General features: G+C 38.0%; 17 protein-coding genes and 8 tRNA genes. 24 read left to right on the top strand and 1 reads right to left on the bottom strand.

The window, feature by feature from the left end:
- Positions 1-6: 6 nt before the first annotated feature.
- The 6 genes from ACQKNX_RS19135 (at position 7) to ACQKNX_RS19110 (ending at position 6,882) form a co-directional block, all read left to right on the top strand.
- The gene (locus ACQKNX_RS19135) at positions 7-1,374 is read left to right on the top strand and encodes a UDP-N-acetylmuramoyl-tripeptide--D-alanyl-D-alanine ligase (protein ID WP_427430218.1); all 1,368 of its coding nucleotides are present in this window, start codon (positions 7-9) and stop codon (positions 1,372-1,374) included.
- 167 nt (positions 1,375-1,541) lie between these two features.
- Positions 1,542-2,234 carry an alpha/beta hydrolase gene (locus ACQKNX_RS19130; RefSeq protein WP_427430217.1) on the top strand — a complete coding sequence of 231 codons (693 nt, stop codon included), beginning with the start codon at positions 1,542-1,544 and terminating at the stop codon, positions 2,232-2,234.
- 349 nt (positions 2,235-2,583) lie between these two features.
- A complete protein-coding gene (locus ACQKNX_RS19125; RefSeq protein ID WP_427430215.1) occupies positions 2,584-4,131 on the top strand; it encodes a DEAD/DEAH box helicase in 1,548 nt (515 codons plus the stop codon).
- 117 nt (positions 4,132-4,248) lie between these two features.
- Entirely contained in the window at positions 4,249-4,728 is a 480-nt protein-coding gene (locus ACQKNX_RS19120) for a PH domain-containing protein (protein ID WP_427430213.1), read from the top strand.
- Entirely contained in the window at positions 4,721-6,196 is a 1,476-nt protein-coding gene (locus ACQKNX_RS19115) for a PH domain-containing protein (RefSeq protein ID WP_427430377.1), read from the top strand. The genes ACQKNX_RS19120 and ACQKNX_RS19115 overlap by 8 nt, the downstream gene beginning before the upstream one ends.
- Before the next feature lie 110 nt (positions 6,197-6,306).
- Positions 6,307-6,882 carry a GNAT family N-acetyltransferase gene (locus ACQKNX_RS19110; RefSeq protein ID WP_427430212.1) on the top strand — a complete coding sequence of 192 codons (576 nt, stop codon included), beginning with the start codon at positions 6,307-6,309 and terminating at the stop codon, positions 6,880-6,882.
- Between the two features lie 105 nt (positions 6,883-6,987).
- Here the strand turns inward: ACQKNX_RS19110 and ACQKNX_RS19105 are convergent, their stop codons facing one another.
- Positions 6,988-7,608: a rhomboid family intramembrane serine protease gene (locus tag ACQKNX_RS19105; protein ID WP_427430211.1), complete on the bottom strand. Its 621-nt coding sequence runs from the start codon at positions 7,606-7,608 to the stop codon at positions 6,988-6,990.
- Positions 7,609-7,672: 64 nt separating this feature from the next.
- Between ACQKNX_RS19105 and acpS the strand changes: the two genes are divergently transcribed.
- The 18 genes from acpS to ACQKNX_RS19015 all read left to right on the top strand — a co-directional run bounded on the left by acpS (position 7,673) and on the right by ACQKNX_RS19015 (position 17,525).
- Complete coding sequence (gene acpS, locus ACQKNX_RS19100; RefSeq protein ID WP_427430210.1) at positions 7,673-8,026, top strand: holo-ACP synthase; 354 nt, start codon at positions 7,673-7,675, stop codon at positions 8,024-8,026.
- A gap of 91 nt (positions 8,027-8,117) precedes the next feature.
- Entirely contained in the window at positions 8,118-9,209 is a 1,092-nt protein-coding gene (locus tag ACQKNX_RS19095; RefSeq protein WP_427430209.1) for a LolA family protein, read from the top strand.
- Positions 9,210-9,707: 498 nt separating this feature from the next.
- Positions 9,708-10,829 (top strand): alanine racemase, encoded by a 1,122-nt coding sequence (gene alr, locus ACQKNX_RS19090; protein WP_427430208.1) that lies wholly within the window; start codon positions 9,708-9,710, stop codon positions 10,827-10,829.
- Positions 10,830-11,339: 510 nt separating this feature from the next.
- Complete coding sequence (locus ACQKNX_RS19085) at positions 11,340-11,603, top strand: hypothetical protein (protein ID WP_139859927.1); 264 nt, start codon at positions 11,340-11,342, stop codon at positions 11,601-11,603.
- Between the two features lie 4 nt (positions 11,604-11,607).
- Positions 11,608-11,958 (top strand): type II toxin-antitoxin system PemK/MazF family toxin, encoded by a 351-nt coding sequence (locus tag ACQKNX_RS19080; protein ID WP_008177055.1) that lies wholly within the window; start codon positions 11,608-11,610, stop codon positions 11,956-11,958.
- A 278-nt stretch (positions 11,959-12,236) separates the two neighbouring features.
- Positions 12,237-12,581, top strand: coding sequence for an STAS domain-containing protein (locus tag ACQKNX_RS19075; RefSeq protein WP_427430207.1), 345 nt, complete (start codon positions 12,237-12,239; stop codon positions 12,579-12,581).
- Entirely contained in the window at positions 12,568-13,038 is a 471-nt protein-coding gene (rsbW, locus tag ACQKNX_RS19070; protein WP_340822060.1) for an anti-sigma B factor RsbW, read from the top strand. The genes ACQKNX_RS19075 and rsbW overlap by 14 nt, the downstream gene beginning before the upstream one ends.
- On the top strand, positions 13,016-13,801 hold the full coding sequence (sigB, locus tag ACQKNX_RS19065; RefSeq protein WP_427430206.1) for an RNA polymerase sigma factor SigB: 786 nt from the start codon (positions 13,016-13,018) through the stop codon (positions 13,799-13,801). Before rsbW ends, sigB begins: the two co-directional genes overlap by 23 nt.
- A gap of 150 nt (positions 13,802-13,951) precedes the next feature.
- Positions 13,952-16,126: a Tex family protein gene (locus ACQKNX_RS19060; RefSeq protein ID WP_427430205.1), complete on the top strand. Its 2,175-nt coding sequence runs from the start codon at positions 13,952-13,954 to the stop codon at positions 16,124-16,126.
- Between the two features lie 66 nt (positions 16,127-16,192).
- A complete protein-coding gene (locus tag ACQKNX_RS19055; protein WP_427430204.1) occupies positions 16,193-16,666 on the top strand; it encodes a SprT family protein in 474 nt (157 codons plus the stop codon).
- A gap of 79 nt (positions 16,667-16,745) precedes the next feature.
- Positions 16,746-16,822 (top strand) — tRNA-Asn (locus tag ACQKNX_RS19050).
- Position 16,823: 1 nt separating this feature from the next.
- Positions 16,824-16,895: transfer RNA gene (locus ACQKNX_RS19045), tRNA-Glu, on the top strand.
- A gap of 30 nt (positions 16,896-16,925) precedes the next feature.
- A tRNA-Asp gene (locus ACQKNX_RS19040) sits at positions 16,926-17,001 on the top strand.
- A gap of 5 nt (positions 17,002-17,006) precedes the next feature.
- Positions 17,007-17,081: transfer RNA gene (locus ACQKNX_RS19035), tRNA-Gln, on the top strand.
- A gap of 15 nt (positions 17,082-17,096) precedes the next feature.
- A tRNA-Lys gene (locus tag ACQKNX_RS19030) sits at positions 17,097-17,169 on the top strand.
- A gap of 71 nt (positions 17,170-17,240) precedes the next feature.
- Positions 17,241-17,326: transfer RNA gene (locus ACQKNX_RS19025), tRNA-Leu, on the top strand.
- A gap of 29 nt (positions 17,327-17,355) precedes the next feature.
- Positions 17,356-17,432, top strand: a tRNA-Arg gene (locus tag ACQKNX_RS19020).
- Positions 17,433-17,451: 19 nt separating this feature from the next.
- Positions 17,452-17,525 (top strand) — tRNA-Gly (locus ACQKNX_RS19015).
- Positions 17,526-17,753: the final 228 nt, after the last annotated feature.

Here is a 17,753-nt window from a genome sequence, read left to right as displayed (position 1 = left end):
ATTATTGTGAAAAAGACATTAAAGCAATTAGCAGCATGGTTGAATGATGAGGAGCCGGCTTTCGGAGAGACGGTTGTAACTGGTATTTCTATCGATACAAGAACAATCAATCAAGGAGATTTATTTGTACCATTTCGTGGAGAAATGGTAAATGGTCATAAGTTCGTACTACAAGCTTTTGAAAAAGGTGCAGGTGCTTCGCTTTGGCAAAAAGATGAACCGAATCCACCAGAGGGTGTTCCATTATTGTTTGTCGAAGATCCAGAGCAAGCCTTACAGCAAATGGCACGGTCTTATCGCGATGAGCATAAGGCGACTTTTATTGGTATTACAGGGTCGAATGGTAAAACTTCAACAAAGGATATTTTAGCAGGTACGCTTGCTCCGTTTTTTAAAGTGCAAAAAACGATTGGCAATTTTAATAACCAACTAGGATTACCGATTACGATTTTACGGCTCGATGCGGATACAGAAGTTGCAGTACTTGAAATGGGCATGAGTGGCTTTGGTGAGATAGAATTTTTAACAAAATTAGCTCGACCTCATATGACAGTTATTACAAATATTGGTGAGGCGCATATGCAAGATTTAGGCTCTCGTGCAGGCATTGCCAAGGCGAAGTTTGAAATTATTCAAGGTATGCAGGATAACGGTGTACTTTTTTATGACGGTGACGAACCATTGTTAAAAGAACTCGTTGCAAAAGAGCAAAATTTAAATGCTAAGGCATTTGGTTTAGAACCTGGCGATTTGCTATATGCTGAGAATATTGAAGCAACTGCCAATGGAAGTAGCTTTACAACGCATGGTGCGATTGAAGGTGAATTCTTTATCTCAGTTCTTGGTAAGCATCAAGTGAAAAATACATTGATTGCAATGCTTATCGCACAAAAGCTAGGGTTAAATGATGAACAAATTCGCGAATCATTAAAAGGTGTAACTTTAACTGATATGCGCATGCAACAAGTACAAGGAAATCAAGGTGCATTATTTATTAATGATGCATACAATGCTGCACCTACATCTGTAAAGGCGGCCATTCAGTTTATTGCAACAACAACGATTCGACCAGAAAAGTGGCTTGTCTTAGGTGATATGCTTGAACTTGGAGCTAATGAACAAAGCTTTCATGAAGACTTATCACTAGCTATTCACGAAGGTGAAATTGACTACGTGTGCTTATATGGTCCACGTATGGCATATTTATATAAAGTGTTAAAAGACCGATTTGATGCTGATCATTTACTATATGAGCAGGATGATTTTGCACCTATTATTGCAAAGCTTCAACAGACAACGGAGCAATCCATCGTTTTATTAAAAGGTTCACGAGGCATGAAGCTAGAAACGATTTTACAAGCATTTACTTCATAATTTACAAGTGTAAGTATAATAAATAGTTACCTATAGGGTAAAAATCCGCTTTGGCTACAATAGACATCATATGCGGATTTTTACCTTTTATTGAAAAAGGCAATATAGTATGCCTATATGGCGGGCTATGTTGCGCGTATAACGTCCACTTTTTAGAGGTGAGAGTAATGGCAATAGGTGTATTATGTTTACATGGATTTTCAGGTGGCGCTTACGAGGTAGAGCCATTTACAACTTATTTACGTACTAATACAGATTGGTTAATCGAGACACCTACTTTATCGGGACATGGGGAAGATTTAAACATGAAAGGTTTTACAGCACTGCATTGGTTAATGGATGCAGAGGTGGCTTTTCGAGCGCTTGCCAAAAAAGTTGATGAAATTATTGTCGTTGGCTTTTCAATGGGCGGGATTATCGCGCTATATTTAGCAAAGCGATATAAAGTAAAGAAGCTCGTACTGCTTAGTGCGGCAGCTAAATATGTAAGTCCTAAGCAACTTGTAAAGGATTTTAAAATGCTAGCGACTGAGGCATATCATCGAAACCTTTCTAATAATGAGCTGTATTTAAGATATCGCCATAAGTTTAATAATGTGCCATTATCAGCAACGATTGAATTCATGAAACTCGTTCAAAAGGTTGCGCCGTATTACAAAGATATCAAAGTGCCAGTTTATATTATTCAAGGGAAATTAGATGGTATAGTGCCGTATCATACCGCCCAATTTTTATTTGATCAACTAGCCTCAATCAATAAAAAGTTGTATTTTTCTGATAATGGCAAACACCATATTTGTTATTGTGAAGATTGTTTTGACTGGTTTGTGAAGGTTTTAGCGTTTTTAAAGGAGCGATAAAGTAGTCAGATTATTACGACTCATGCGTTATCGTTGCATACGGTTGATTACCGTGATAGACTAGTGTAAGCAATGGATACATTTTGTGCGAAGACTCTTCATAATTTGGTTGAAGAGTACTTTTTTTTGAACATAACGGTTTTATTCTAAGTGAATAATTACGCAGAATCGAACCGCTCGGTAAAGACCGGGCTTTCCTTTTCATATAAGAGAGCTCTACATGAAACCTTTGTAGAGAAAATTTTTAAGTAACGGAAACGTTCCACAACACAGGCTCGAATTTGCCGACAACTTCATCTGAAAATGTAACCATTTGTCAACTTATAAGGAAAAAAGGAGATTGAGAAGTTTGACAAATTTTTCAGAATTAAATATTAGCGAATCTACATTACGTTCAGTAAAACGTATGGGGTTCGAAGAAGCAACACCAATCCAAGAGGGAACTATTCGTTTTGCCATTGAAGGTCGCGATGTATTAGGTCAAGCGCAAACTGGTACTGGTAAAACTGCCGCTTTTGGTATTCCACTTATCGAGAAAATCGATCCTAAAAACCCTAATATCCAGGCATTAGTAATTGCTCCAACTCGTGAATTAGCGATTCAAGTTTCAGAAGAACTATATAAAATCGGTTACGACAAGCGTGTGAAATTATTATCAGTTTACGGTGGTCAAGAAATCGGCCGTCAAATTCGTGCACTGAAAAATAAACCACAAATTATTGTCGGTACACCAGGTCGTATTTTAGATCATATTAATCGTCGTACTTTAAAACTAGAAGATGTTCAAACGCTTGTACTGGACGAAGCAGATGAAATGTTAAACATGGGCTTCATCGATGATATTAATTCAATTTTAGAAAACGTACCTGCTGAGCGTCAAACATTATTATTCTCAGCAACAATGCCACCAGCAATCCGTAAAATTGCTGAAACATTTATGCGTGACCCTGAAATTGTAAAAATTAAAGCAAAAGAATTAACAGTGGATAACATTGAACAATTTTTTGTGAAAGCTGCTGAACGTGAAAAATTCGATGTTTTATCTCGTCTATTGAATGTTCACCAACCAGAATTAGCAATTATCTTTGGACGTACAAAACGTCGCGTAGATGAGTTAGCTCAAGCTTTATCAATCCGCGGATATCTTGCAGAAGGAATTCACGGTGATTTAAGCCAAGCAAAACGTATTTCAGTTTTACGCCAATTTAAAGAAAATAAAATTGATATCCTAGTTGCAACAGATGTTGCCGCTCGTGGTCTTGATATTTCAGGCGTTACACACGTATATAACTTTGATATTCCTCAAGATCCTGAGTCTTACGTTCACCGTATCGGTCGTACTGGCCGTGCCGGAAAATCAGGTCTTGCAGTAACGTTTGTAACACCTCGTGAAATGGGTTATTTACGTATCGTTGAAGAAACAACGAAAAAACGTATGACACCACTTCGTCCACCAACAAATGACGAAGCTTTAGTAGGTCAACAACGTTTAGCTATTGAGACGCTTGAAGGTCTTATTTCAACTAATAACTTAGGTGATTATCGTATATTAGCTACAGAAGTTCTTGAAAACCATGATGCAATCGATGTAGTAGCTGCTGCATTACGCTCATTAACAAAAGAGCCGGATGATTCGCCTGTTACAATTACAGAAGAACGTCCATTACCAATGCGCCGTGAGCGTTCTGGTGGTGGCGGCGGTGGTCGCGGTGGCGATCGTAACGGTCGTAACAGAAGCGGTGGCGGTCGTAGCTTTAGCGGTAACCGTCGTGAAGGTAGTGGTGGCGGAGATCGTCGTAGCAGTGGAAGCCGTCGTGAAGGTGGTCGCCGTGAAGGTGGCGCTCGACGTGAAGGTGGACAAGGTCGTTCACGTGCACCACGTCGTCATGAAGACTAATTAATTTTGAAACTCCCAACCTTACAGTCAAACCGACTGTAAGGTTTTTTATATTTATATTGAAACAAATTAGTGTTAGTGTACGTATACATAGATAATTAAAAGAGGAGGAACAACATGAGAGCTGAACCAATTCATCAAATTTCCCGAAAAGGGTTAACTGTATGGCGATTATATGGTGTGTTACAAACAATACTATTGTTAGTCGTCGCAGCATTGGTATGTTACGGTACTTATTATTTTGATTGGCCATCATTTATTTATATCATTGCAATTGCTGTTGTTTTATTAAGTGCCTTTTTATTGGCGTATTTATTTCCTAAAATCCGATGGGAGCGTTGGAGATATGAAGTGCGTGAGCATGAAATTGAAGTACAACATGGTTTATTTGTTGTAAAACGCACACTTATACCAATGGTACGTGTACAACATGTCGATACAACACAAGGGCCTATTTTAAAAAAATATAGCTTGGGAAATATTTCAATTTCCACAGCTGCCACAGTACATACAATTCCTGCACTTGTCATGGATGAGGCAGATGGACTTCGTGCCCGTATTTCGGAATTAGCAAGGGTGGCGGAAGATGATGTCTAATGAAGTGTATCGTTTGCACCCTGTATCTGCCATTATTTCTAGTGTCAAAGCGTTAAAAAGTATGATACTACCTGTTGCGATTATTATTATTAGTAACGGTTTTAACTTTTCGTTTAACTTCCGCAGCGAACATTTTTTTGAAACAGTTTTATTGTTTGGTGTGTGGGGTGTAGCAGCAGTGCTTGCACTTGTTGGTGGTATCGTTAAATGGCGTACCTTTGTTTATTGGTTTGAAGATGGCGAATTACGGGTGAAGTATGGGTTATTCGTAAAAAAGAAGCGTTATATTCCATTTGAACGCATTCAAAGCTTAAATTACCATGAAGGTATTTTTCATCGGCTATTCGGTTTAGTAAAGGTGCAAGTTGAGACTGCGGGCAATAAGGGCGGTAAGCCAGAGGTGGAATTGACAGCTATTCGGAAAATTGCAGCAGACGTAATTGAACAGGAAATGCGTCGTGCAAAAACGCAAATAGCTCAACATATTGACGTAGAACAATCACCTGAGCAAATAGGTGAAGGAATGGTTGTTCCTGCTATTTACCATATGTCGATGCGGGATTTACTTGTATTAGCAACGACTTCTGGTGGGATAGGAGTAGTATTGTCTGGACTTGCGGCAGTAGTCTCACAGTTTTCGGATATTATTCCCTATGACGAAGTTTTCCATGAAGTGGCGGATTTTGTGAAAGTTGGAGCATTTTTAGTTGCCTTAATGGTCATGTTCGTACTTATCATTGCATGGTTCGTATCGGTTGTTATAACACTTGTAAATTATTACGATTATACAGTTCGTATTGAAGATGAAAAGCTAATGATTACTAAGGGGTTACTGGAGAAGAAAAGAATTACACTGCCTTTAAATCGTATTCAGGCAATCCGAATTGTTGAAAATCCTTTGCGACAAGTATTTGGCTTTGCCACTGTTGTTGTAGAAAGCGCTGGTGGCAACGGTGAAAAAGGTCGAGATAAGAAAATTGCGTTATTCCCATTAATTAAAAAGCAAGATTGTTTACAAACATTAGTTCAGCTTTTCCCTGAAATGAATTGGCAACCTGAATTTACGAGGGCTCCGAAACGCGCACGTCCATTCTTTTATCGCATAGATTTTTTATGGCTTGTACCAATTTTAGGCGCTTGTAGTTATTTCTTATATCCTTACGGGTTATTGTCATTATTACTCATTCCATTAACAGTATTACTTGGCATTTGGCAACATAGAACAGCAGGTTATATGATTGACGGAAAGCAACTCGCAATGCAATATCGTATCTTCAGCCGTATCACATTGTTTATGGAGAAAAAACGTATACAATCTATGGAAAGTAGTCAAACGTATTTCCAAAAGCGTAAGCAAGTGATGTCTATAAAAGCAACGGTAATGTCAGGAATGTCTGGTATGACAGGTAATGTACCAAGCCTAGAGCAACGAGATGCTGAAACCATATTATCTTGGTATGAACATTAATAGATAAAAAGCCAATCTTTACATGAAAATGTGGAGATTGCTTTTTTTATATACAATAACAGGAAAAATGCGTTTATAATAGAATAAATCGACGAAAAGGGGTGGGATTGATGTTTAGATACAGCATAAATGAACACACATATTTAAAAATGTTGGATTTAAGTGATGTAGATGAATTATTTGCGCTAACGGATCGTTCGAGAGAGACTTTACGTGAGTGGTTACCCTTTGTAGACAATGTGAAGACGGTCAAGGATACGGAACAATTTGTCCGAAATGCGATGCAACAATATGCCGATAATAATGGGATACAGGCTGGAATTTATTATGATGGTAAGCTAGCGGGAGTAATTGGTTATCACCAAGTGAATTGGCAACATAAATGGACGAGCATTGGCTATTGGCTTGGAAGTGATTTTGTTGGCAAGGGGCTTGTGACAAATTCTATGAGGGCGTTCATCGATTTTGCTTTTGACTATTTAAAGTTAAATCGCATTGAGGTACGTGTCGCTGTAGGAAATATTCGTAGTCGTACAATTCCAAAAGTGTTAGGTTTCAATGAAGAAGGACGATTAAGAGACGCTGAATGGTTATACGATCATCATGTGGATCAAGTAGTATATGGGATAACCGCGGCAGAATGGAAAAAAATAAAAATGGCTAAAGAGGCTAATGTTGTACTATAATTTCAACGATAGTATGACAGTGAGGCGAATTTTTTGAGCTAAAAAAAGAGGACTAGCCCTAAGTGATGTAGACGTCACTGTTGGGTCAGCTCCTCTTTTTATAAGCTATTTGCCAGCCATTTTTTGCTTGCGCCAGCTTAAAATTCTTTTGGGATGTAAGTAAATAAGACCGAGAATGAATCCTGTCACTAAACCACCTAAATGGGCATAGACATTTACATTAGACTGTAAGAAAGTCATGATGACACTGATGACGATAATCGGCAATATAAGCTTACGAAGCATTGGCATTGTACGACGTGTATAGTATACAAGAGCACCGAATGCTCCGAAAATCCCGAAAATTGCCCCACTTGCGCCAAGGCTTGCATAGCCTCCGTCATTAAGCATAAAGGTTGCCATGTTCCCTACGATACCAGATAATAAATAAATCGTAATGAAACGTGCTTTACCTGCAATTTTCTCAAGTTCTGGCCCAAATAAAAACAGGGAGAACATATTAAAGAGCACATGCATAAAGTTTGCATGCAAAAACATTGCTGAGAAAACTCGCCACCATTCACCGCTTTGTACGAGGAAATTGACTTGAATCCCATAGTTCCACAGCAGTTCCCCTATAACGGGAACAAGTGTTAATACATAAAGAATTAGATTCACTGCTATTAATGTTGAAACAACAGGGTAATAACTTGTATATTGCTTAAAATTTTCTGTTCTACTAAACATAGCTCCACCTCAATTTACAATTATTATACATGGCTTTTTGGAAATAAGAAAAGGAGAAGTTCATATGATTAAAGGAATAGGTCTCGACATTGTAGAAACCGAGCGTATTGTCAAGGCTATGACACGTACGGAAAAATTTAAAGACCGGATTTTATCAGAGAAAGAAAGAGCACTATTTGCTTTGCATACAGAATCTCGCAAAGTAGAATTTTTGGCAGGACGATTTGCCGCAAAAGAGGCCTTTTCGAAAGCGCTAGGCACAGGTATCGGTAAAGATTGTGCACTGCAAGATATTGAAATATTAAGAGGGGAAGCTGGTAACCCTGTTTTATATTTTAAAGGAGAGCTTGTAAATGGCTTTGTCAGTATCACGCATTCTAAGCAATATGCAGCCGCACAAGTAATATTACTGTTGTAATAAAATATATTGCCTTTTCATCAAATGACATAACTGACACATACGGTTCATATATTGTCGTAGTGGATTTGAAAGAAGAAAGGGTGAAAGCGTGGGCAACCGTTTAGTTACTTGGCTCGTCTTAATTTGTGCGATATTACTTCTGTCGGCGTGTGGTACAGCCTCACAGGAAAAAGTGTTAAAGAAAGTTAATGGTAAATGGTCAGAGACGAATGGTTATGAGTTAAACGCTAAGATGGAGATTAAATCAGGTGGAGAACCTAGAACGTATGATGTAACAGTATGGCATACTAAACCTGATTTCTATCGAGTGGAAGTAGTTGAAAGTGGGAAAGATGTTTCGCAAATGATTGTGCGTAATGCAGATGGCGTTTTTGTTGTTACACCAACATTAAACAAAATGTATAAGTTCCAAAGTGATTGGCCAAAGAAAAATAGTCAGGCATATTTAATCGGAGCACTAGCAGAAGATTTAGCTGAAGATAAAAATTTAGTCATGAAAGAAGAGGACAAAGCATATATATTTGAAGCGGCTACTAGAAATAGCTATAAAAATAGTATGCCTCACCAAGTCATTACAGTTGATAAGAAAACTATGCTCCCTACATCAGTAGTCATTATGAATGATGTCAAGGAAGAGCAGATCCGTATCACATTTAATAATATTAAATTAGGTGTACAACATGCTGCAAAAGAGTATGCTGTTGAGCAATTTACAGAATCAGATGATTCAAAAGGCGAACAAGCTACACCTACAAATAAAGACGGAAAAGATGCTAAAGATGAAAAAGATGCAAAAGGTGAGAATGGTGAAAAAGAAGCAGTCGGTGCAGAGGTTGAGTATGAAGAATTCCAAACGCATTATCCAGTTGTGAATTTCGAGAACACTAAAATGACAGATGAGAAAGCTATTCGCGAGGGTGGCATGGATCGTGTTATTTTAACGTTTGAAGGTGATAAAGCGTTTACGGTTATGCAACAACCAGTTATGAAAGAGACGTCTATGTTACCAGTTACTTCGCCTGGCGATCCTGTAGACTTAGGATTTACGATTGGAGCTATTACCGATACGTCTATTAGCTGGGAAAAAGATGGAGTTGCATTCTTTGTAGCTTCTAGTAAATTAACCCGTGAAGAAATGGTGGAAGTTGCCGCTTCCATGACGATAAGTAGTATGAAATAATTTTTTCAAGCTACAGTTTTCTATAAAAGAGAGCTGTAGTTTGTTAGGAAAAAATGTAAATTTAATGATAACACTATTCTGTAGATAATACTATCTATAGAATAGTGTTATGTAATTTGTAAAAATGAGCAGTTTTTTATAGGAAAAAAAAGGGAGATGGTGATGTGTCGTCGAATTTAAGTAACGAGCGCTGTAAATTTTTATTTGAGTAGAGCTAAGTTGATTCGAATTGCGGACGAGCATTACGCTTGAAATTCAACCTTTGCTGAAGTTCTTTACTTAGAGATGTAGTGGGTGAATGCATTATATTCAATGGGGAGCTTCAAAACCTTGCAGAATCAAGTTAAAGGATCTGGAGATAGTATAGACTTTTAAGAGGAGTTTTTTTAAAAGCTTGAGAAAATTCTGGATGTAATTAAGGCTAAGGCATAATTGAATTGTTATTTGGTATTTTTTTCAATACATAACGGTTTAATAAATAAAAAAGAGGGTATTCTAATGGAGACACAGCAGCATTTTAGACCAACGAAAGCAATTGTAGATTTACAAGCAATTCAGCAAAATCTAAAAAATTTAAAAAAACTACTTCAACCAAATGTACAAATTATCGCAGTCGTAAAAGCCAATGCATATGGACATGGAGATATAGCAGTTGCACAAGCTGCTTTGGAAGCTGGCGCAACGATGCTTGCAGTGGCTACACCAGACGAAGCATTACATATTCGGGTACATTTCGAAGAACCAGACATACTAATATTAGGAGCATCACCAGTAGCGTTTGCACCTTATGCAGCGCAACAGCGCATTACACTTACAGTATTTTCTAGTGAATGGATACAGCAAGCTTCAACGTTCATAGCTGGTGAAGCAAACCCTTTACAACTACATATAAAGGTTGATAGCGGGATGGGGCGAATTGGGGTTCGCACAGAGAAAGAATTGTTAGAGGTATATCATACAATCAATTCAACATACAATGTAGAATTGGATGGCATTTTTACTCATTTTGCAACTGCCGATGAGAAGGATACAGCCTATTTCGATAGTCAAGTACAATTATTTGAAAAGCTTATTTTTACATTGCCTGAAAAACCTAGACTAGTACATGCATCCAATACAGCAACGGCTTTAGTGAAAGATAATCATTTACACTATGACGCTGTACGTTATGGCATCTCAATGTATGGGCTAGCGCCATCTACTTACGTTGGAGAAATTTTACCATTTCAATTGAAACCTGCCTTTTCACTTGAGAGTGAACTTGTGCATGTCAAACAGTTAAAAGTTGGTGATTCAGTAGGTTACGGAGCAACATTTATTGCACAGACAGATATGTGGATTGGAACTATTCCGGTAGGCTATGCGGACGGGGTTATTCGTAAGTTAGCTGGACAAGATGTACTTATAGACGGACAAAGAATGCCGATAGTCGGACGAATTTGTATGGACCAATGTATGGTTGCTCTACCAAAAGCATATGCTATAGGTAAGAAAGTAACGCTTATTGGTCGTCAAGGTCAGGAAGTCATTTCAATGGATGAATGGGCAACAAGACTTGAAACTATTAATTATGAAGTACCATGCATTATTACAGCCAGAGTTCCTAGAGTGTACATTTAACTTGTTGTAGCAAAAGTTTTTCACTTCTACAAGTGGGGGAGAAATGTTAAATATGTAATGACTTCTGTATGGGTCACACGGAGGCAGGCTGATTCATATTATTAGTTACTAGTGCGTGTCTCAGATTTTAACAGGAGCTTTTCAAGTGAGCTCTAAAAATGTCTGAAGGCAATTACGCCTGAGACGCAATTGATTTTATTAATAGCAGTCATTAATAAAAATAATTTTCTCAATACTTCGCAGTTAGGAAATATTTGTCGAAATTAATAATTGTGTGGGAAAACATAATCCAGTTCGGTTAAAACGTAGGCATATAAGGAATGTAAGCAACAGGCACTAATGTCAAAGAGACATCAGGAAGCAGTATTTACCATCGACAACCAACGAAATTTTACAACTTGTTCTTCAAATTGTCAGATATTTTGTCATTTCATGTCTTTTCAACAATATCTTTCAATGGTAGAATGAGTAGTAATGAAAAAGTGTATGGTTCCGTTGGAGGTGCTTGCTGTGTACGAGAAAAAGTTAAGAGAAGCTACAATTGCTGTTCAAGATAGACTGTTTCTACAAACAAAGGAAGTAATTGAAGGTGAATCTTTTGTGCGTTTTTTGTCGCGCAAAAATTTAATGCAGGAGCAACCAAATCAAATACGGGAAGCTATGATGAAAGGATATGTTGAGATGTCTCATATTAATCTGATGATTGCAAGTGAATGCTTGCACGCGGAATATGAAGCGCAACATACAGTGGAGCGTCTCGTTAGCGGGGGATGACACTTTGAATGTAAAACGTGGTGACGTTTTTTTTGCAGATTTATCGCCGGTAGTTGGGTCCGAACAAGGTGGCACTAGGCCGGTATTGATTATTCAAAATGATATTGGAAATCGATTTAGTCCGACTGTCATCATCGCAGCAATTACTGCACAGATTCAAAAGGCAAAGTTACCGACACATGTTGAAATAAATGCTGAGAAGTATGGATTTGAACGTGACTCGGTCATTTTGCTTGAGCAAGTACGTACAATCGATAAGTCTAGGTTGACTGATCGTATTACACAGCTCGATCATGCAGTGATGGAAAAAGTGGATGGAGCGTTGATGATTAGTTTAGGGCTTGTTAAATTTTGATATACATATGTGTATAGAGCATCAGGGATTTTACGTATCCTGATGTTTTTTTAATTTTTTGCGTTATCATATAGTTAATTTACTATTTAATAGTATTAATAGAATGAAATAAAATGCAAGTAATATTGATTTATAAGTTTTGTAGAAAAATGTCGATGTTTTCATGTTAACTCTAAAAAAAATTAAAGTTATGATATTAAATATAGTTAATTATGTTTAACATCCGAAAAATGTGGGAAAAGAAAAAAAGTCGAATAAATATGGTGGAGGTGTACGGTATGGATATGGTAGTGCATTTTAAAAAAGATGGTACAAAATTATACGGGTTTGTTGAAGGTGAAATTGATACGTATACAGCCTCAGGTCTTCGTGAGGAACTAGAGGCAGTAAAGGTTACAAAAGGTATTGAAATTGAATTAGATTTATCAAAAGTAAATTATATGGATAGTACAGGTCTTGGTATTTTTGTAGCTTTTTATAAAAGAGCTTTGCGTGAAGAAGGTAAAGTAAAAATTGTTGGATTGTCTATGCGACTACAAAGATTATTTGAAATTACTGGCTTAAGTGAACTGATGGATATTGAAACTGATAAAAAGGTGGAATTAAGCAATGAAGGAATTTGATTATATTGAAATAAGGGTTCCTGCAAAACCTCAGTTTGTCAGTGTCATTCGTTTAACTGTTTCTGGATTAGCTAATCGTATTGGATTTAACTTCGATGAGATCGAGGATTTGAAAATTGCAGTTAGTGAAGCGGTAACGAATGTTGTGCACCATGCTTATAAAGATGCTGAGGAAGGCGAAATTGTAATAGGTTGCGCCCTTTATGATAACAAGTTGGAAATGATGATTGCAGACTATGGAAATAGTTTTAATTTTGAAGAGGTTAAAACAAAAATTGGGCCTTATCATCCTGAAGATAGTATAGCGGGGCTAAGAGAGGGCGGTCTAGGGCTTTATTTAATGGAAACTTTGATGGATGAGGTGATGATTAATAACGATGGTGGCGTAACTGTTTTCATGACAAAGTATGTCGCTAGGGAGCAGGTGGAAAAAAATGTCGAAAGAATCACTACATAAATCTTCTTCAAAAGAAGATGTGTTAAAGTGGATAGCACAGTACCAAACAACAGAGGATGAAGAAGCACAAACCAATTTGGTTATTCATTATCGAAATTTAGTAGAGTCCATTGCTCGCAAATATTCGTATGGTAAATCTTATTATGATGATATCGTACAAGTAGGGATGTTGGGGTTACTAGGTGCAATAAGACGTTTTGATGCAAGTTTTGGCCGCAGTTTTGAGGCATTTGCTGTACCAACTATTGTTGGAGAGATTAAGCGATTTTTACGAGATAAAACATGGGACGTTCATGTGCCAAGACGAATTAAAGAGATAGGGCCACGTATTAAATCGACTGTAGAATCGTTAACGATAGAGTTCCAACGTTCACCTTCCATTCAAGAAATTGCTGAGCGATTAGAGGTACCTGAGGAAGAAGTTTTAGAAGCGATGGAGATGAGTCGCAGTTATCAAGCACTTTCGATGGATCATTCAATAGAATCAGATAATGACGGAAGTACTGTCACACTATCTGATATTATGGGTAAAGAAGATATGGGATATGAAATGACCAATAGAAGGATGATCGTTGCTGATGCTATGGAAGTTTTAAATGAACGAGAGAAGCAAGTTATTCAGCTTACTTATTTAGAGCAGCTTAGCCAAAAAGAAGCTGGCGAACAATTGGGCATTTCTCAAATGCATGTATCAAGAATACAAAGAAAAGCAATTAAGAAATTACAAGAAGTCATTCTTGCAAGTGGTAGTGTGCCACTGTGAGGATGACACTAAGGCGTTTTATTACTAGCGGAGTTCTCCATCCAATAGCGATAAGCGCCTTTTTTTGTCTGTTTTTTCCATCATGTAGACTATCTTTGGTTTTTTATTGAAGTGTAGTGTTAAAATGAAAAGAAAAAAGGTAGTGATAATGTGGAACAAAAACAAATGTTACAGCTTATTGCAAAGGATGTAGCTATCAGACCAAATCAAGCAGAGGCAGTGATAAAATTATTAGATGAAGGTAACACCGTTCCGTTTATCGCGCGTTATCGAAAAGAAGCTACTGGTTCTCTGGATGAGGTACAAATTAAAGCTGTAGAAGATCGTTACCATTACATACAGCAACTTGAACAACGTAAAGAAGAGGTTCTTCGTTTAATTCAAGAACAGGATAAGCTAACTCCCGAGCTTGAAAATGCAATTCAGATAGCAACAGTTCTACAGCGTGTGGAAGATTTGTATCGTCCATACAAGCAAAAACGACGTACGAAGGCGACAATCGCAAAGGAAAAAGGGTTAGAACCTCTAGCCGACCTTCTATTAGAGTATCGTAATGAAGCATTAGTCCAGTTAGCTCAAAACTTTGTAGACATGGATAATGTTGCAACAGTAGATGACGCATTAGCTGGGGCGCGTGATATTTTGGCAGAGCGCTTTGCGGATGATGCGGGTATAAGACAAAAAATTCGCGCTTTTTCTTGGAAAGAGGGCGTACTTACAACCACATTAAAAAATGCAGAAGTAGATGAAAAAAAGGTTTTTGAAATGTATTACGAATATGAAGAACCTGTTAATCGCATTGTTCCTCACCGTATTTTAGCAGTGAATCGTGGGGAGAAAGAGGATGTCTTAAAGGTAGCGATACAAGTGACGATAGATCGAGTACTGATGATTATGTGGAAAGAATGGATACCTGCTACAGGTTCATCGCCAGCTATTGCGGAGGTGAAGCTAGCGATAGAAGATTCCTACAAACGATTAATTCAGCCATCTATAGAAAGAGAATTACGCAATGAATTAACAGAAAAAGCAGAGGCGCAAGCTATTCACATTTTCTCAGAAAATCTCCGTAACCTCTTGCTACAACCACCGCTAAAGGGCAAATATGTATTAGGAGTGGACCCTGCTTATCGAACTGGCTGTAAATTAGCTGTTGTTGATGAGACAGGAAAAATGCTAGAAGTTACAGCTATTTATCCACATCCACCAAAACCAGATGTGGCAAAATCAAAGGCTGTAGTGAAAGAAATTTTAGCGAAGTATCCTATTAAGATTATCGCGATTGGTAACGGTACTGCCTCACGTGAAACGGAGCAGTTTATTGCGGATGTATTGAGTGAAGTGAAAACAGATGCGGCATATGTGATTGTAAACGAAGCTGGTGCATCAGTTTATTCAGCGTCTGAGATTGCGCGTACTGAATTTCCAGATTTACAAGTAGAGCAGCGAAGCGCCGTTTCTATCGCACGTCGTTTACAAGATCCGTTGTCAGAATTAGTGAAGATTGAGCCAAAGGCAGTAGGTGTTGGTCAATATCAACATGACGTTTCTCAAAAGAAATTATCAGAGTCGTTAACATTTATAGTAGAAACTGCAGTCAATCATGTCGGTGTTGATGTTAATACTGCGTCAGCTTCATTAATGCAATATGTTTCTGGGCTATCGAAAACCGTTGCAGAAAATATTGTGAAAGTTCGAGAAGAAAATGGACAATTTACAACACGTTCGCAGCTGAAGAAAATCCCGCGACTTGGTGCAAAGACATATGAGCAAGCAATCGGATTTTTACGTGTGCCTGAAGCGAAAAACCCATTTGATGCTACAGGTATTCACCCAGAAAGCTACAATATAGCTGAACAAATTTTAGAAGCAGCAAATATAAATAAAAAAGAACTAGGAACGCAAAAGGCAGAGGAAGCAATTGCATCCCTTGATGTTCAAGAACTAAGTAATACATTAGGTATGGGTGTTGTTACAATTCAGGATATTGTGGATATCTTGAAGAAGCCAAGTCGAGATCCGCGCGATGCCTTTCCGCAGCCACTATTAAAAACAGATGTTTTGAAAATGGAAGATTTACAGGTAGGTATGGAATTACAAGGCACTGTACGTAATGTAGTCGATTTCGGTGCATTTGTTGATATCGGTGTTAAGCAAGATGGGCTTGTGCATATTTCTAAGCTACAAAAGAAACGTATCAAGCATCCATTAGAAGTTGTAGCACTAGGTGATATTGTCACAGTTTGGGTGGAACAGATAGAGGTAAACAAAGGGCGTATTTCATTAACAATGCTACCTCCAGAAAAACAAACAATTGAAAAGTAGTAATAATTTATTGCCACACTGTCTATACTGCGCAGTGTGGTATTCTTGTTGTTAGAGGTGATGAAGTTGAACAATGAGGAACTGCAACAGCTTGTAACCCGCATTTCATTAGAAAGTTTTCATAAACCATTCATGCATCGTGCATACTTTAACTCAAGACTGCGTACAACAGGTGGTCGCTATCTTTTACAATCCCATCATATTGAAATAAATCCAAAAGCATATGAAATGTATGGTGTCAGTGAGGTAGAGGGGATAATTCTTCACGAATTATGTCATTATCATTTACACATAGAAGGGAAGGGCTATCAACACCGAGATAAGGATTTTCGGGATTTATTAAAAAAAGTGAACGCTCCTCGATTTTGTTCAGCTTTGCAGAAACCTACATCTCGGAACGGAAAACAGCGTTCTCAATATAAATACACTTGTATAAAATGCCACCAAATATATGTTAGAAAAATAAGATTAAATGTGAAGAGATACTGCTGTGGCAAGTGTTTAGGGCAATTAAAGTTAGTTGAAGAAAAAAACTTTTAAAAAAAGATTGACGTTTACTGAGCTTATCCTTATAATAGTAAAAGTCGACAAGATAAAGACGACAAAACAATATGATTATTCCGAAGTAGCTCAGTTGGTAGTAGCACCTGACTGTTAATCAGGTTGTCGCAGGTTCGAGTCCTGCCTTCGGAGCCATGGCCCCTTGGTCAAGCGGTTAAGACACCGCCCTTTCACGGCGGTAACACGGGTTCGAATCCCGTAGGGGTCATTTTTCATAAATATAAATAATTGTAACATTGGTCCCGTGGTGTAGCGGTTAACATGCCTGCCTGTCACGCAGGAGATCGCCGGTTCGATCCCGGTCGGGACCGCCACTTATTGGGGTATAGCCAAGCGGTAAGGCAACGGATTTTGATTCCGTCATGCCCTGGTTCGAATCCAGGTACCCCAGCCATTCATTTCTTAATTTGAGCCATTAGCTCAGTTGGTAGAGCATCTGACTTTTAATCAGAGGGTCGAAGGTTCGAGTCCTTCATGGCTCATCTTTTTTTAAGAAAAAAGGTTGATATTTCAAGTTATCATAGTATAATAAGAAAGTTCCTATTTTATGAATGCGGTCGTGGCGGAACGGCAGACGCGCTAGGTTGAGGGCCTAGTGGGGGCAACCCCGTGGAGGTTCAAGTCCTCTCGGCCGCACCAAGTCAAGTCAGTTCGATTATTTAATACTTGCGCCCGTAGCTCAATTGGATAGAGCGTCTGACTACGGATCAGAAGGTTGTGGGTTCGACTCCTGCCGGGCGCGCCATAATAAAATTTAAATATTTGCGGGTGTAGTTTAATGGTAAAACCTCAGCCTTCCAAGCTGATGTCGTGAGTTCGATTCTCATCACCCGCTCCAAAAAAACATTTTAAAAAAATGTTGACATCACAAATAATTGATGATAAGATGTAAAAGTTGCTAAAAACAAACGGCAACAAAATGAACCTTGAAAACTGAACAAGCAAAACGTAATCAATATAGTTTTTATTAGCTAACATATGTTAGTGAACGAAACAAAATTTTGGACATCAAAATTGATGCCAGCAAAACAATTTGAGCTAATCAAATTTCTTTTATGGAGAGTTT

This window comes from Lysinibacillus sp. NPDC093712 (assembly GCF_050280025.1).
Lineage (GTDB): Bacteria > Bacillota > Bacilli > Bacillales_A > Planococcaceae > Lysinibacillus.
Note: the sequence above shows the minus strand (reverse complement) of the source record. Positions and strands in the feature narration are given on the sequence as shown.

Coding starts and splice junctions, on each gene's coding strand:
- ACQKNX_RS19130 (WP_427430217.1), top strand. CDS start 1,542: ATGGCAATAGGTGTATTATGTTTACATGGATTTTCAGGTGGCGCTTAC.
- ACQKNX_RS19120 (WP_427430213.1), top strand. CDS start 4,249: ATGAGAGCTGAACCAATTCATCAAATTTCCCGAAAAGGGTTAACTGTA.
- ACQKNX_RS19115 (WP_427430377.1), top strand. CDS start 4,721: ATGTCTAATGAAGTGTATCGTTTGCACCCTGTATCTGCCATTATTTCT.
- ACQKNX_RS19110 (WP_427430212.1), top strand. CDS start 6,307: ATGTTTAGATACAGCATAAATGAACACACATATTTAAAAATGTTGGAT.
- ACQKNX_RS19105 (WP_427430211.1), bottom strand. CDS start 7,608: ATGTTTAGTAGAACAGAAAATTTTAAGCAATATACAAGTTATTACCCT.
- acpS (WP_427430210.1), top strand. CDS start 7,673: ATGATTAAAGGAATAGGTCTCGACATTGTAGAAACCGAGCGTATTGTC.
- alr (WP_427430208.1), top strand. CDS start 9,708: ATGGAGACACAGCAGCATTTTAGACCAACGAAAGCAATTGTAGATTTA.
- ACQKNX_RS19075 (WP_427430207.1), top strand. CDS start 12,237: ATGGATATGGTAGTGCATTTTAAAAAAGATGGTACAAAATTATACGGG.
- rsbW (WP_340822060.1), top strand. CDS start 12,568: ATGAAGGAATTTGATTATATTGAAATAAGGGTTCCTGCAAAACCTCAG.
- sigB (WP_427430206.1), top strand. CDS start 13,016: ATGTCGAAAGAATCACTACATAAATCTTCTTCAAAAGAAGATGTGTTA.